The sequence below is a fragment of the Luteimonas huabeiensis HB2 genome, from assembly GCF_000559025.1.
Lineage (GTDB): Bacteria > Pseudomonadota > Gammaproteobacteria > Xanthomonadales > Xanthomonadaceae > Luteimonas > Luteimonas huabeiensis.
The window spans coordinates 128,096-139,961 of the sequence record NZ_JAAN01000014.1 but is presented as its reverse complement, the minus strand read 5'-3'; the positions used below and the strand labels follow the sequence as shown (position 1 = coordinate 139,961).

At 69.1% G+C, this 11,866-nt stretch carries 14 protein-coding genes; 11 read left to right on the top strand and 3 right to left on the bottom strand.

All coding sequences use genetic code 11. The annotated features are described in order from the left end of the window. The first annotated feature begins 111 nt into the window (after positions 1-111). Entirely contained in the window at positions 112-1,089 is a 978-nt protein-coding gene (gene ilvE / locus Z164_RS0104690; RefSeq protein WP_009463302.1) for a branched-chain-amino-acid transaminase, read from the top strand. Between the two features lie 65 nt (positions 1,090-1,154). On the opposite strand, the gene ptsJ is transcribed toward ilvE, so the two are convergent. Next, complete coding sequence (gene ptsJ / locus Z164_RS0104685; RefSeq protein WP_024889579.1) at positions 1,155-2,456, bottom strand: MocR-like B6 salvage transcription factor PtsJ; 1,302 nt, start codon at positions 2,454-2,456, stop codon at positions 1,155-1,157. A gap of 70 nt (positions 2,457-2,526) precedes the next feature. Here ptsJ and Z164_RS0104680 point away from each other — a divergent pair, with 70 nt between their 5' ends. From Z164_RS0104680 to Z164_RS0104660, 5 genes are read left to right on the top strand one after another with little or no spacing between them, the layout of a single operon-like run. Continuing rightward, the gene (locus tag Z164_RS0104680; protein WP_021205431.1) at positions 2,527-3,330 is read left to right on the top strand and encodes a YggS family pyridoxal phosphate-dependent enzyme; all 804 of its coding nucleotides are present in this window, start codon (positions 2,527-2,529) and stop codon (positions 3,328-3,330) included. Next, a complete protein-coding gene (locus Z164_RS0104675) occupies positions 3,327-4,043 on the top strand; it encodes a glutamine amidotransferase (protein ID WP_024889577.1) in 717 nt (238 codons plus the stop codon). Before Z164_RS0104680 ends, Z164_RS0104675 begins: the two co-directional genes overlap by 4 nt. Next, complete coding sequence (locus tag Z164_RS0104670) at positions 4,040-4,882, top strand: PfkB family carbohydrate kinase (protein ID WP_024889576.1); 843 nt, start codon at positions 4,040-4,042, stop codon at positions 4,880-4,882. The genes Z164_RS0104675 and Z164_RS0104670 overlap by 4 nt, the downstream gene beginning before the upstream one ends. After that, the gene (locus tag Z164_RS0104665) at positions 4,879-5,154 is read left to right on the top strand and encodes a hypothetical protein (RefSeq protein ID WP_024889575.1); all 276 of its coding nucleotides are present in this window, start codon (positions 4,879-4,881) and stop codon (positions 5,152-5,154) included. Before Z164_RS0104670 ends, Z164_RS0104665 begins: the two co-directional genes overlap by 4 nt. A gap of 37 nt (positions 5,155-5,191) precedes the next feature. Continuing rightward, on the top strand, positions 5,192-6,100 hold the full coding sequence (locus Z164_RS0104660; protein WP_024889574.1) for a LysR family transcriptional regulator: 909 nt from the start codon (positions 5,192-5,194) through the stop codon (positions 6,098-6,100). Positions 6,101-6,203: 103 nt separating this feature from the next. Here the strand turns inward: Z164_RS0104660 and Z164_RS0104655 are convergent, their stop codons facing one another. Together Z164_RS0104655 and Z164_RS0104650 are read right to left on the bottom strand one after the other, a co-directional pair. Continuing rightward, on the bottom strand, positions 6,204-7,091 hold the full coding sequence (locus Z164_RS0104655) for a PhzF family phenazine biosynthesis protein (protein ID WP_024889573.1): 888 nt from the start codon (positions 7,089-7,091) through the stop codon (positions 6,204-6,206). Between the two features lie 61 nt (positions 7,092-7,152). Next, positions 7,153-7,812 carry a LysE family translocator gene (locus Z164_RS0104650; RefSeq protein ID WP_024889572.1) on the bottom strand — a complete coding sequence of 220 codons (660 nt, stop codon included), beginning with the start codon at positions 7,810-7,812 and terminating at the stop codon, positions 7,153-7,155. 185 nt (positions 7,813-7,997) lie between these two features. On the opposite strand from Z164_RS0104650, the gene Z164_RS0104645 reads away from it, so the two are divergent. The 5 genes from Z164_RS0104645 to Z164_RS0104625 all read left to right on the top strand — a co-directional run bounded on the left by Z164_RS0104645 (position 7,998) and on the right by Z164_RS0104625 (position 11,829). Next, a complete protein-coding gene (locus tag Z164_RS0104645) occupies positions 7,998-8,609 on the top strand; it encodes an RBBP9/YdeN family alpha/beta hydrolase (RefSeq protein WP_024889571.1) in 612 nt (203 codons plus the stop codon). Further along, a complete protein-coding gene (locus tag Z164_RS0104640; RefSeq protein ID WP_221886791.1) occupies positions 8,606-8,818 on the top strand; it encodes a DUF1737 domain-containing protein in 213 nt (70 codons plus the stop codon). The genes Z164_RS0104645 and Z164_RS0104640 overlap by 4 nt, the downstream gene beginning before the upstream one ends. Before the next feature lie 13 nt (positions 8,819-8,831). Beyond that, positions 8,832-9,467, top strand: a complete 636-nt coding sequence (locus tag Z164_RS0104635; protein ID WP_024889569.1) for a LysE family translocator — start codon at positions 8,832-8,834, stop codon at positions 9,465-9,467. 12 nt (positions 9,468-9,479) lie between these two features. Further along, the gene (locus Z164_RS0104630) at positions 9,480-10,238 is read left to right on the top strand and encodes a sulfite exporter TauE/SafE family protein (protein WP_024889568.1); all 759 of its coding nucleotides are present in this window, start codon (positions 9,480-9,482) and stop codon (positions 10,236-10,238) included. Positions 10,239-10,452: 214 nt separating this feature from the next. Next, entirely contained in the window at positions 10,453-11,829 is a 1,377-nt protein-coding gene (locus tag Z164_RS0104625; RefSeq protein WP_024889567.1) for a CoA transferase, read from the top strand. Positions 11,830-11,866 lie beyond the last annotated feature (37 nt).

Sequence of the window (11,866 nt, the reverse complement as noted above, 5' to 3'; positions counted from 1 at the left end):
CTCGCCGACACGAGGACCAAAACTCAGCATCGTCTGAGATTTGCTCACTCGTGCCGACGGCGAACCGGCCGCACACTGACGCCATCGACAACCTGTACAGCGGTGCGCACCATGCTCAATTCCCTTGACGATCGCGATGGCCTGATCTGGCTCGATGGCGAGCTGCTGCCCTGGCGCGAAGCACGCCTGCACGTGCTCACGCATGCGCTGCATATGGGCGGGGCCGTCTTCGAGGGCATGCGCGCCTATGGCGGTCATGTCTTCCTCAATGCGCCTCACCTGGAACGCTTCCAGCAGTCCGCCGCGCTGCTGGACTACCACCTGCCGTGGTCGCAAGGCGAACTGACACAGGCCATCGAGGCGGTGCTGTGGGCCAACCAGCTCGACGACGCCTACATCCGCCCGGTGGCCTGGCGCGGCGCGGAGAGTGTTTCCATCGCTTCGCCGCGCGCCCGCATCCACGTGGCGATCGCGGCCTGGGACTGGCCCACGGCGGCGTCCCAGGGCCGCGCCGAGGAAGGCATCCGGCTGCAGCTGGCGAGTTGGCGGCGTCCCCGTCCTGACACCGCACCCACCGCGGCCAAGTGCTCGGGGCTGTACATGATCGGTACCCTTGCGCGCCATGCCGCCGCAGCGGCGGGCTGCGACGACGCACTGCTGCTCGACAGCGAAGGCCGGGTCGCCGAGACCACGGCAACCAACCTGTTGATGGTCCATGACGGGGTGCTGGTGACCCCATTGCCGACCTGCTTCCTCGACGGCATCACCAAGCGGCACGTGATGGGACTGGCGCGCCAGCGCGGGCTGCGGGTCGAGGAGCGGACCGTGACGCTGGACGAACTGCGCGCCGCCTCCGAGGTATTCACCGCCGGCACCTCGGTCGAACTGCAGCCGGTGGTGGCGCTGGTCGAGGATGCGGCGACCACCGAATGGCCCGTGGGGCCGGTGACGCGACAACTGATCCGGGACTTTCGCGCGTCCGTGACCGAGGCGAGCCAGGTCGGCCGGACGCTGCGGGAACGGGAGACCGGCTTGTTGGAACGGCGCCCGTGGCCCGCTCGCGTCGCCTCCGCCTTGCAGGCGCCGTAGCGCGCCATGGACCGGTACGCAGACGGACCCGCGAGAGGACAGGCACGATGCCATGCAGACTGGCTTCATACACGCCCCAGACAGTCGCGCAGTTGCGCGGCAAAGCGCGCCGCGTCCCCGGGTTCGAGCGTCGAGACCGTGACTCGCAGCGCGGGGGCCGCGGGCGCGATCGCGAAGGCATCGCCGGTTCGCACGGCCCAGCCGCAGCGTGCGAGGCTTTGCGCGGTGCGGTGAACGTCACGGTCTTCCGGCAACGGAATCCACACATTGAACCCGTCGCAGGGCTGCCTGGCGGCGATGCCCACGGCGCCGAGTGCATCGATCAGGGCCTTGCGACGCATGGCGTAGGCGGTCTTGGCCGCATGCAGGCGCGCCGTGGCCGCGTCGGATCCGAGCAGGCCGCGCACGGCCGCCTGCAGCAGGTGGCTGACCCAGGTCGTGCCGGGAGCCAGTCGCATGCCGAGCCTTGCGGCGGTCCCCGCATCGGTAGCGATGAAGGCCAGCCGCAGGTCCGGGCCGAAGCCCTTGGACACGGAGCGCACCAGCGCCCGCCGCGTGGTGGCCGCGGGCGCGATAGAGAAGTACGGCGTCTCGGCCAGCAAGGCGAAGTGGTCGTCCTCGATCACCAGCACGTGCGGATGGCGGGCGAGCACGCGGCGCAGTTCGCGGGCGCGCTGCTCGCTCAGGCCGCAGCCGGTGGGGTTTTGCGCCCTTGGTGTGCACAGCACCGCCTGGGCGCCATTGGCCAGCGCCGCTTCCAGCGCCTGCGGGCGCATGCCGTGCGCATCCATGGCCACGGGCACCGCTGCCAGGCCCGTGCTGTGCAGGATGTTGAGGCTGCCGAGGAAGCACGGGTCCTCCACCGCCACCTTGTCGCCGGCGACGAGGTAGGCAGCCAACAGACGCTCGATCGCATCGACCGCACCATGCGCCAGCACCAGACCGTCACCCTCCCGGAGATCCGCTCCGAACCACTGCCGCGCCAGCCGTTCGAGTGCTGGGTCGAGTACAGGCTGGCCATACAGCGCGGGCCGGTAGCCGCTGGCTGCCAGCGCCTGCAATGGATCGGGCAGCCAGGCCGGGTCCGGATTGCCGCTGGCCACATCCGCCAGCGCCGAGCCGGGCTGCAGGCCCTCCTGCTCACCGAGACGCGCCGCTGGCCGGATCACCGTCCCGTTGCGCCCCAGCGTCTCGGCAATGCCTGCGGCCACCAGCTTCCGGTACGCGGCGGCGACCGTGTTGCGGTTGACGCCCAGTTGATCGGCCATCTCGCGCACGGACGGCAGGGTCTGGCCCGCGGCAAGCCGGCCCGCATGTGCTTCGCGGCGAATGCGCTCGAAGATGTCCGATGCGGTCTTTTCTGCCATTCCCGTTTGTCCCGTGACAATGTATATTTTGTCCTATGACAATGTTAGCAGCACGGAGAACCCCTTGTCCATGAACGCGCAGACGCATCCCTGGCCCACCGCACACAGCGTCGAGGACTTTCGGCGCAATCTGGCGGCGGTGCATCGGCGCATCGCCGATGCCTGCTCCCGCGCGGGACGCGATCCGTCCGATGTGCGCCTGCTGCCGGTCAGCAAGACCGTGCCGGAGGAGCGCATCCGTCTGGCTTACGCCGCCGGCTGCCGCGACCTGGGTGAGAACAAGGTGCAGGAGGCGCAGCGCAAGGCCGAAGCGATGGTGGATCTCGCCGACCTGCGCTGGTCGGTCATCGGCCACCTGCAGACCAACAAGGCCAAGGTCGTGGCACGCTTCGCCAGCGAGTTCCAGGCCCTGGACAGCCTGCGTGTGGCGGAGGCGCTGGACCGTCGCCTGCAAGCCGAAGGGCGCGCACTGGATGTGTTCGTGCAGGTCAACACCTCGGGCGAGGCCAGCAAGTTCGGCTTGCCGCCTTCCGAGGTGGCCGGCTTCGTCCGGGCGCTGCCGGGCTTCTCCACCCTGCGCGTGCGAGGCCTGATGACACTGGCGCTGCTGTCGGCCGATCCGGCGCGGGTCCGTCCCTGCTTCGTGCTGTTGCGCGAACTGCGTGATCGGCTGCGCCAGGAGGCGCCGGCGGGCATCGGCATGGACGAACTGTCGATGGGGATGTCCGGCGACTTCGAGCTGGCCATCGAGGAAGGCGCCACCGTCGTGCGCGTCGGCCAGGCCATCTTTGGCGCTCGCGCGACGCCGGACAGCCATTACTGGCCCGACGACGATCGGGCTGCGACATCGACCGCATCGGAGCAGACCGCATGAAGACCGCCCTGGCCCTGCGCCACATCCATTTCGAAGACCTCGGCACGCTCGAACCGCTGCTGCGCGAGCGTGGATTCGACGTGCGCTACCTCGACCCCGCGACGGACGACCTGGCCGGTGAGGAGGCCGCGGCAAGCGATCTTCTCATTGCACTGGGTGGGCCGATCGGCGCCTTCGACGAGCGGGCCTATCCCTTTCTTGCCGACGAACTGCGTCTGCTCGAACGGCGCTTGGCCAGCGGCCGGCCGCTGCTCGGCATTTGTTTGGGCGCGCAATTGATCGCGCGCCTGCTCGGCGCCGCCGTCGCCCCCATGGGCTTCAAGGAGATCGGCTTCGGCGCGCTGACGCTGACGGATGCGGGCCGCCGCTCGGTGCTGGCACCGCTGGCCGGCGTGCCGGTGCTGCATTGGCACGGCGACCGCTTCGAGCTGCCTGAGGGCAGTGAACTGCTGGCGAGCACCGAAAGCTGCGTGCAGCAGGCCTACGCGGTCGGCAACCGGGTGCTGGGTCTGCAGTTCCACCTGGAAGCCGATGCCAGCCGAATCGAACGCTGGCTGGTCGGCCATTGCTGCGAGCTGGGCCAGGCCGGCGTCGATCCGCGCACGCTGCGCGCGGATGCCGAGCGGCATGGGGCAACGCTGAAGGCTGCGGCCCACCGCACGATCGGCGCGTGGCTGGACCGGCAGCAGGACACGGGGGGGCGTCCTGAATGACGGTGACCCAACCTGTGCCCATCGATGTCATCAGCATCCAGTCCCAGGTGGTCTACGGGCGGGTCGGCAACAACGCGGCGATTCCCGCGTTGGAAGCCTGCGGGCTGCTTACGACCGCGGTGCCGACCGCGCTGCTCAGCAACACCCCGCACTATCCCTCGGTCCATGGCGGTGCCGTGCCCGACGCGTGGTTCGCTGGCTGGTTGGATGACCTGGAGGCGCGCGGCATCCCCGCGTGCGCTCGCGTTGTGCAGGTCGGCTTCCTCGGCGCGCCGTCGCAGGCACGGATCCTCGCATCCTGGTGGTCGACGATGCGCGAGCGCCACCCGCAACTGCGCCTGCACCTGGATCCGGTCATTGGCGACTACGACCAAGGCGTGTATGCGGCGGCTGGCATGGCCGAGGCCTGGCGCACGCTGCTGATTCCAGAAGCCCACGGCCTCGTCCCCAATCGGTTCGAGCTGGAACAGGTCACCGGCAGAACGCTGCAGGGTCTGGCGGATTGCCGCGAGGCTGCCCGTGCGCTGTTGCGCGGCCCCACCCAATGGGTGGTGGTGACCAGTGTCCAGGATGATCCTGAAAGCGCCGTCGTCCAGACGCTGCTGGAGACGCGAGAGGGGGTATCGCGCCTCTTCGAGCATCCCCGCGTGCCCTGCGTGGTGAAAGGGGCCGGCGACTACTTCGCCGCGCGCCTGACCGGCCATTGCCTGCTTGGCATAGAGATGCCTCAGGCCGTCGAGCGCGCCTGCGGCGAAACCGCCGAGCAACTGACCCGCACCCGGCGCCTGGGCTGGGAGGAAATGGCCATCCACGCTATGGCCGGGAGCGTCCGGCCATGAATGCCTACCGCCTCGTGATTTCCCGGCATAGCCGGCTGCTGGGTCAGTTCGACAGCGAAACGCCCTGGGCGGGCGACGCGATCCGCGACCTGCTACAGCGACTTCCCGAATGCGATGGCTATCGCACCGAACTGTTCGTCGCGCGCGAAGAGCGCCGATTGCTCGAAAGCGGTCCTGGCGGCCTGAAGGTCCTCGGCCGCGAGCTCTTGTTCCAACCCTTGCCGATCACGGCGCTGCTGTCTGGCACGGCGCCCGAGGAGCCGCTCGCGTGAATCAAGCTCCCGGCCTCATGTACGCGTAGGTGGCGCGATGGAGCTGCGACACCTGCGCTGTTTCGTGGCAGTGGCCGAGGAACTGCACTTCACGCGTGCGGCGGTGCGGCTCCATATCGAGCAGTCTCCGCTGTCGCGCACCATCCGGGAACTGGAGTCCGACCTCGGCGCCACGCTGTTCGAACGCAATCGGCGCGGCACCCAGCTCACCTGGGCGGGCCAGGTGCTGCTGGAGGATGCCCGCCGCGTGTTCGCGGTGCTGGAACAGGCACGAACCAACGTCCGGGCCGCCGCCACGGGCTATCGCGGCATGCTGCGCATCGCGCTGTCGGACGGTATCGCGCAGACACGCCTCGCGGCACTCCTGGCCCTGTGCCGGGAAGAGGAGCCCGATGTGGAGATCCGCCTGTTCGAGACGCCGCTCGCATCGCAAGTGCGCGGGTTGCGCGACGACACTTTCGATGCCGGGTTCGCGCAGTCCGACGAAGCTGGAGAGGGCATTCTGTGCGAGGCGATCTGGTCCGATCCCATCCTGGTGGCCATTCCGACGCGCCATCCTTTGCTGGCCTTCAGGCAGGTCCCTCTGGATGAACTGCTGCGCTATCCCCTGATCAAGTGCCACCCGGAAGCTTGCGAGGGCGCGTACCGGCAGATCAAACGGCTGCTCCGCACGGCCGCCATCCAGCCCCGGATTGCCGAGCGGGTCGCGACACTGGAATTGATGTTGACGCTGGTGGCTGCGGGCTACGGACTGGGTCTCGCCACGGCGGCGCAGATTTCGGTCTGCCGCCATCCCGAGATCATTGCGCGGCCCCTGTCGGACCCGTCGGCATGCATGACCACCTACCTGTTGCGGCCGGACAGCGAGCCCTCGGAACCGCTGCAGCACTTCATCGAACGCGCCATGCTCTCGCGCGACGACAGTCCCTCCGTCGATCCGATCTAGCCCTGCGCAACCGCCTTCGTCGCAGCACAGGCCTTCGTCGGGGACGCCGCGCAGGCGCCATGGTAAGCCATGGGCGACCGAGCGGCTGAACGTGCCGCCGCGTCTACAGATGCAGGGTGCCGCTGGCGACGGTCACGGCCTGGCCTCCGACGCGCACCGTCAGTTCGTCGCCGTTTCGGGTCCATTCGACATGGATCAGGCCGTCGCGTCCCATCTCGATGCCTTGCTCCGCAAGGTAGCCACCCTGGAGAGCCGATGCGTGCCGGTGCCTTGCCAGGAATGCCGCGACACACCCGTTTCCAGACCCGCAGACGGGATCCTCGGCCACGCCTTCGCCTGGCGCGAACGTGCGCAGGCGCAAGCGTACCGGCGCCTCGGCCTCGTGCTCGGCAAAGACGGTCACGCCGACGGCACCCGATGCGCGGCAGCGTTCGGCGATGCGAGGCAGGTCGGGACGCAGCGACGCCAGGGCGGCGACGCTGCGCAGTTCGGCGATCAGCCACGGGATGCCAGTGGAGACGACGTCCACAGGCATCGCGGCCAGCATGTTCGCATCGCAGCCCAGCAGGGCCGACATTTCTCCCGGATCGATGGCCGTGTCGCGGAACTGCGGGCTGGCCTGGGTCATCCAGTAGATCGGCGAGCCCTCGGTCGGAACGACTTCGACAGGCACGATGCCGATGCCGCAGGCCTGCCGCAGCAGACTTGCATCGGCCAGGTCGCCACGGTGCGCACGCACCGCGCTCGCAGTGGCGATGGTGGGGTGCCCCGCGAACGGCAACTCGCTGGAGGGCGTGAAGATGCGCACCCGATAGTCGGTGTCGGGCGATTCCGGGGCCAGCACGAAGACCGTCTCGGACAGGTTCATCTCGCGCGCGATCCGCTGCATGGTTCGCGCATCGAGGTCGTCGGCATCGAACACGACGGCAGCCGGGTTGCCCCTGAGCGGCTGGCTCGTGAACACATCGACTTGCAGGAAGGATTTGTTCATCGCTTCTCCAGGTTCGGTCGCACCGCCTGTGCTCGGTTGCGTGCGCGTGGCCGGGGACGAATCACGCGGCCAATGCCTTGGCGCCGCTCGACGGTCTCCACAAAAGAATCCATGCGGCGAATCCGAGGAAACCGATCCCCGCCAGGCGCGTGCAGCGCTGGCGCCAGACGGAGGTGCCCAATGCTCCCCGCACCCGGCTTGCAATGGCGGCATAGCCGGTCAAGGTGGCGCCGCTGAGGATCACGAAGATCGCGGTCAGGCCCATGAACTGAGGGATGAGCGCCTGGTCGGCCCGGATGAACTGGGGGAAGAAGGCGGTGAAGAAGAGGATCGACTTCGGATTGGATGTCGCCACCAGGAATCCCTCCTTCGCCAGCGCGAAGGCCTGCACCGGCCCTGCGTCATGGGCACCGGGGTCCGGCGGCCGTGTGTGTCTGCCCTGCACAAGCAGGCAAAGACCGAGGTACGCCAGATAGGCGGCGCCGGCCAGCCGCAGTGCGGTCATCGCGTGGGCGGAGGCAAGCAGGAACAGGCCGACGCCCCACGCGGCCGCCGCGGAAACCACGAGCAACCCCAACATGTTGCCCAGCGTCGACCACAGGCTCGCGACCACGCCCTGGCGAGCGCCATTGCGCATCGCCAGCAGGATGGCCGGGCCGGGCGTAAGGATGGACAGCCAGGCCGCCAGGACGTAGGAAATCAGGAGCGGGATATCGAACATGGCGAACTCGGGGAGCGTCCTCGTCGGTTGTGAAGGAAGGGCACTTCGACGATAGCCAAGGCCATTCGAGCTGACCATTGAGCTTTTCTCGACGCTTGCTGAGACCTTCTCACTCGGCAATTCGACGCATCGGTCCTAAGGTTTCCAGCCAGACAACCTCACCCCGGATTTCCGCGCACGCCACCATGAGCCACCTTCAGACCGTTCGCCTCTTGATGCTTCCCGGTATCGGCAATTCCGGGCCGGAGCATTGGCAGACGCGCTGGGCGTCGCGCCAGGAGCATGGCCGGCGATTCCAGCCTGCCGACTGGGACAGGCCGGACCTGGCCGACTGGCTGCAGGCACTCGATGCGGCTATCGACGAGTGCGGTGCGCCCGTCGTCTTGGTCGCACACAGCCTTTCGTGCCTGCTCGTCGCGCACTGGGCATCGCGGCCGGGAATCGGAGAAGACATCCAGCATCGGATCGCCCAGGTCCGGGGCGCCTTCCTGGTTGCCGTCCCTGACCCCGGCGCACCGGCGTTTCCAGGCGAGGCGAGCGAGTTCGGCCCGCCACCGACCGAACCCCTGCCGTTTCCCGCACTGGTGGTCGCCAGCAGCGACGACCCCTATGGCTCGCCGGAGCACGCCCGGCGCATGGCCATGGGTTGGGCAGCGGGATGCTTGGAAGTCGGCGCCCTCGGGCATATCAATGCCGCCAGCGGCGTGGGCGACTGGGACACCGGCTGGCATCTGCTGCAGGCATTCGGAGCGGGGCTGCGCGTCCAGATGCCGGCATCGAATCGACCGGGAGCATGAGCATGCGCGCGTACCGCTACCTGACCGGCATCGACGACGCGGCGTTCTGCCACCGCGTCACCGCGGCCCTGAACAGCGGCTGGGAGCTGTATGGCGCGCCGAGCCTGACCTACGACGCGGCGCGTGGCGCAGTGATCTGCGGCCAGGCCATCGTCAAGACCATCGAATCGACGACGTACAGCGAGTCACTGGACTTGTCTGTGCTCTGACGGAGATCCCCCAATGGATGCATCGACTGCGATCCTGGGCTTCACGCTGACGGCGCTGCTGCTCACCTTGACCCCCGGCCTGGACACGGCGCTGGTACTTCGCACGGCCGCTGTGGAAGGGGGGCGCAAGGCGATGAGGGCGGGCGGCGGCATCGTGACCGGCGTGCTGATCTGGGGGCTGATCGCGGCCCTCGGGCTCGGCGCGGTGCTCGCGGTCTCCCGACTCGCCTACACCCTGCTGCAGATCGCGGGCGCGGCCTATCTGCTCTGGCTCGGCTGGAAGCTGATCTCTGGCGCGCTCAAGAGCCGGCCGACGCTGCCCGCAGACGATCCGCCGCTCGTGCGTGGCGAGCGCTGGTTCCTGCGCGGTCTGCTGACGAATCTGCTCAATCCCAAGGTCGGGGTGTTCTACGTGAGCCTCCTGCCACAGTTCGTTCCCGCCGATGTGCCGGTGGTCGCGTTCAGCGTGCTGTTGGCCGGCATCCACGCCGCGATGGGACTGCTCTGGTTCGCCGCACTGGTGCTGGCCACGCGGCCCCTGGCACGCTGGCTGCGCCGGCCCACGGTGATGCGCTCGCTCGATGCGCTCACCGGCCTGGCACTGATGGGGTTTGGCCTGCGTCTGGCCCTGTCCAGGCCGACGAGCTGAGGTGCGAGCGGCATGGACATCGGAACCTTCCTGCTGCTGGCCGGTGCCGGCATGATCGGCGGCATCTGCAATGCGGTGGCCGGCGGCGGCACATTCTTCACCTTTCCCGCGCTGCTGGCTGCCGGCGTACCACCCGTGGCGGCCAACGCCACCAGCGCGGTGTCGATCTGGCCGGGGCATGCGAGCAGTCTGCTCGGCTATCGCAGCGAACTCGGGCGCCACCGCGCCGCGTTGCGGCGCAGCCTGCCCGTGGTCGGTGCCGGTTCGCTGGTGGGCGCCGCACTGTTGGTGTTCACCGGAGATGCACAGTTCAGCCGTCTGGTGCCGTGGCTGATCCTCGTCGCGAACGTTCTGTTCGCCCTGGGGCCCTGGCTGCGCCAGGCCATCGAGCGGCATGCTCGCGGTCAGGTGCCGCACCTGGTGGCGGCGGGGGCGGAGTTCCTGACCGCACTCTATGGCGGCTACTTCGGCGCCGGCCTGGGCATCATCCTGATGGCGATCCTGACCTTGCTGGGTGTGCGCGATGTCCAGGAGGCCAACGCCGTCAAAAATGCGATGGCTACCGTCGTGACCAGTGCCGCGGTGATGCTCTTCGTCGCCACCGGGTCCATCGCCTGGACGCAAGGCAGTGCGGTCCTGCTGGGCGCGATCGTGGGGGGCTATACCGGCGCGCGGTTGGCGCGCTGGATTCCGCCGCTGGCGCTGCGTTGGACGATCGTGGCGACCGGCCTGGCGCTCTCTGCGTACTTCGGGCTGAAGGCGGGCGCATGATGGATCGCTTGCAGCGGGCGCGCGACGCCCACGCCTGTGCGAATACGGCGCTCCCCGGCATCGCCAATGGCGCGCGATGCTGCTTTCCGCGGTCCGCTGCGTTTGCGGACAACGCGGCGCCGACCCTGCCTCCCGCCTGGATCTGCCAACCCGACTCGGCCGACGGGGTAGCGTGTCGATTTAGTTGGCGAACTTTCTGTGAGGAGTCCATTCGATGAATCCACTCGATGCACTGACTGCGCTCTGGTCGCTGGGCGGGCTGCCGCCGCAGGCGCTGGCCGGGATCGCGCTGACGGGCAGCGACCCGGTGTTCCCCTCGTCCTTCGCCGTCGGCACCGCCGCGCAGACCAGCATTGCCGCGGCTGCGCTCGCCGCCTGCGAACTCGGCCATGAGCGGGGTGCTCCGCGCCAGCGTGTCGCCGTGGACATGGCTCACGCCGCCGCCGAATGCACCGGCTGGTTCACGCTCGACGGCCAGGAGCCCGAGCTGTGGGACCCGTTCGCCGGCCTGTACCGCTGCGCCGATGGCTACGTGCGTGTACACACCAACTTCCCGCACCACCGCGATGGCGCGCTGCGCCTGCTGGGCCTGGACCCCGCAACTGCCACACGCGCCGACGCAGAGCAGGCCCTGCGGGGTTGGAAGGCGCTGGACTTCGAGCAGGCCGCGGCCGACCACGCGCTGGTGGCCACGGCGTTGCGCAGCTTCGCCGAGTGGGATGCCACGCCCCAGGGTCAGGCGGTGGCCTCGCAACCCTTGATGACCATCACCCGAATCGCCGATGCGCCACCGCGCGCACTGCCGCCCCTGGCGGCCGATGAGCGGCCGCTCGCCGGCCTGCGCGTGCTCGACCTCACGCGCATCCTGGCCGGCCCCGTCGGTGGGCGGGCGATGGCGTCGTTCGGCGCGGACGTGATGCTGGTCAACTCACCGAACCTGCCCAACATCGCCGCTATTGCCGAAACCAGCCGCGGCAAGCGCTCGGCGCACATCGACCTGCGCAGCGATGCCGGGCGCGAAGCGCTGTGGCAGCTCCTGGAAGACGCCCACGTGTTCTCGCAGGGGTACCGGCCCGGCGGCCTGGCCGCGCTCGGCTTCTCGCCCGAGGCCCTGGCCGCGCGCCGGCCCGGCATCGTCGCCGTGTCGCTGACCGCCTACGGCACGCAAGGGCCCTGGGCCGACCGGCGCGGTTTCGATTCGCTGGTGCAGACGGCAATGGGCTTCAACCACGCCGAGGGCGAGGCGGCGGGCGACGGCAAGCCGCGCGCGCTGCCGATGCAGATCCTCGACCAGGCCAGCGGCTTCCTGATGGCTTTCGGCGCCGCCGCCGCGCTGTGGCGACAGTCGCGCGAAGGGGGAAGCTGGCACGTGCAGGTGTCGCTGGCGCAGACCGGGCACTGGCTGCGCGGGCTGGGGCGCATCGAAGAGGGTCTGCGGGCCGGCAGGCCGGACCTCAGCCCCTGGCTCGCCGACGAAGTCTCCGGCTTCGGCCTGCTGCGCGCCGTGCGCCCCAGCGCGCAAATGGCGCGAACACCGGCCGGCTATGCGCGACCGTCAGTGCCGCCGGGAACGGATCGCCCGAACTGGTGAGAGCTTGTCCGCAAGCCGAGAGTTGATACGGCCGGAC

What these genes read in the sequence shown, in the direction of transcription:
- Z164_RS0104635 (WP_024889569.1), top strand. Translation starts at nt 8,832, where the DNA reads ATGGATGCATCGACTGCGATCCTGGGCTTCACGCTGACGGCGCTGCTG.
- ptsJ (WP_024889579.1), bottom strand. Translation starts at nt 2,456, where the DNA reads ATGGCAGAAAAGACCGCATCGGACATCTTCGAGCGCATTCGCCGCGAA.
- Z164_RS0104625 (WP_024889567.1), top strand. Translation starts at nt 10,453, where the DNA reads ATGAATCCACTCGATGCACTGACTGCGCTCTGGTCGCTGGGCGGGCTG.
- Z164_RS0104680 (WP_021205431.1), top strand. Translation starts at nt 2,527, where the DNA reads ATGAACGCGCAGACGCATCCCTGGCCCACCGCACACAGCGTCGAGGAC.
- Z164_RS0104655 (WP_024889573.1), bottom strand. Translation starts at nt 7,091, where the DNA reads ATGAACAAATCCTTCCTGCAAGTCGATGTGTTCACGAGCCAGCCGCTC.
- Z164_RS0104675 (WP_024889577.1), top strand. Translation starts at nt 3,327, where the DNA reads ATGAAGACCGCCCTGGCCCTGCGCCACATCCATTTCGAAGACCTCGGC.
- Z164_RS0104630 (WP_024889568.1), top strand. Translation starts at nt 9,480, where the DNA reads ATGGACATCGGAACCTTCCTGCTGCTGGCCGGTGCCGGCATGATCGGC.
- Z164_RS0104660 (WP_024889574.1), top strand. Translation starts at nt 5,192, where the DNA reads ATGGAGCTGCGACACCTGCGCTGTTTCGTGGCAGTGGCCGAGGAACTG.
- Z164_RS0104670 (WP_024889576.1), top strand. Translation starts at nt 4,040, where the DNA reads ATGACGGTGACCCAACCTGTGCCCATCGATGTCATCAGCATCCAGTCC.
- Z164_RS0104645 (WP_024889571.1), top strand. Translation starts at nt 7,998, where the DNA reads ATGAGCCACCTTCAGACCGTTCGCCTCTTGATGCTTCCCGGTATCGGC.
- Z164_RS0104650 (WP_024889572.1), bottom strand. Translation starts at nt 7,812, where the DNA reads ATGTTCGATATCCCGCTCCTGATTTCCTACGTCCTGGCGGCCTGGCTG.
- ilvE (WP_009463302.1), top strand. Translation starts at nt 112, where the DNA reads ATGCTCAATTCCCTTGACGATCGCGATGGCCTGATCTGGCTCGATGGC.
- Z164_RS0104640 (WP_221886791.1), top strand. Translation starts at nt 8,606, where the DNA reads ATGAGCATGCGCGCGTACCGCTACCTGACCGGCATCGACGACGCGGCG.
- Z164_RS0104665 (WP_024889575.1), top strand. Translation starts at nt 4,879, where the DNA reads ATGAATGCCTACCGCCTCGTGATTTCCCGGCATAGCCGGCTGCTGGGT.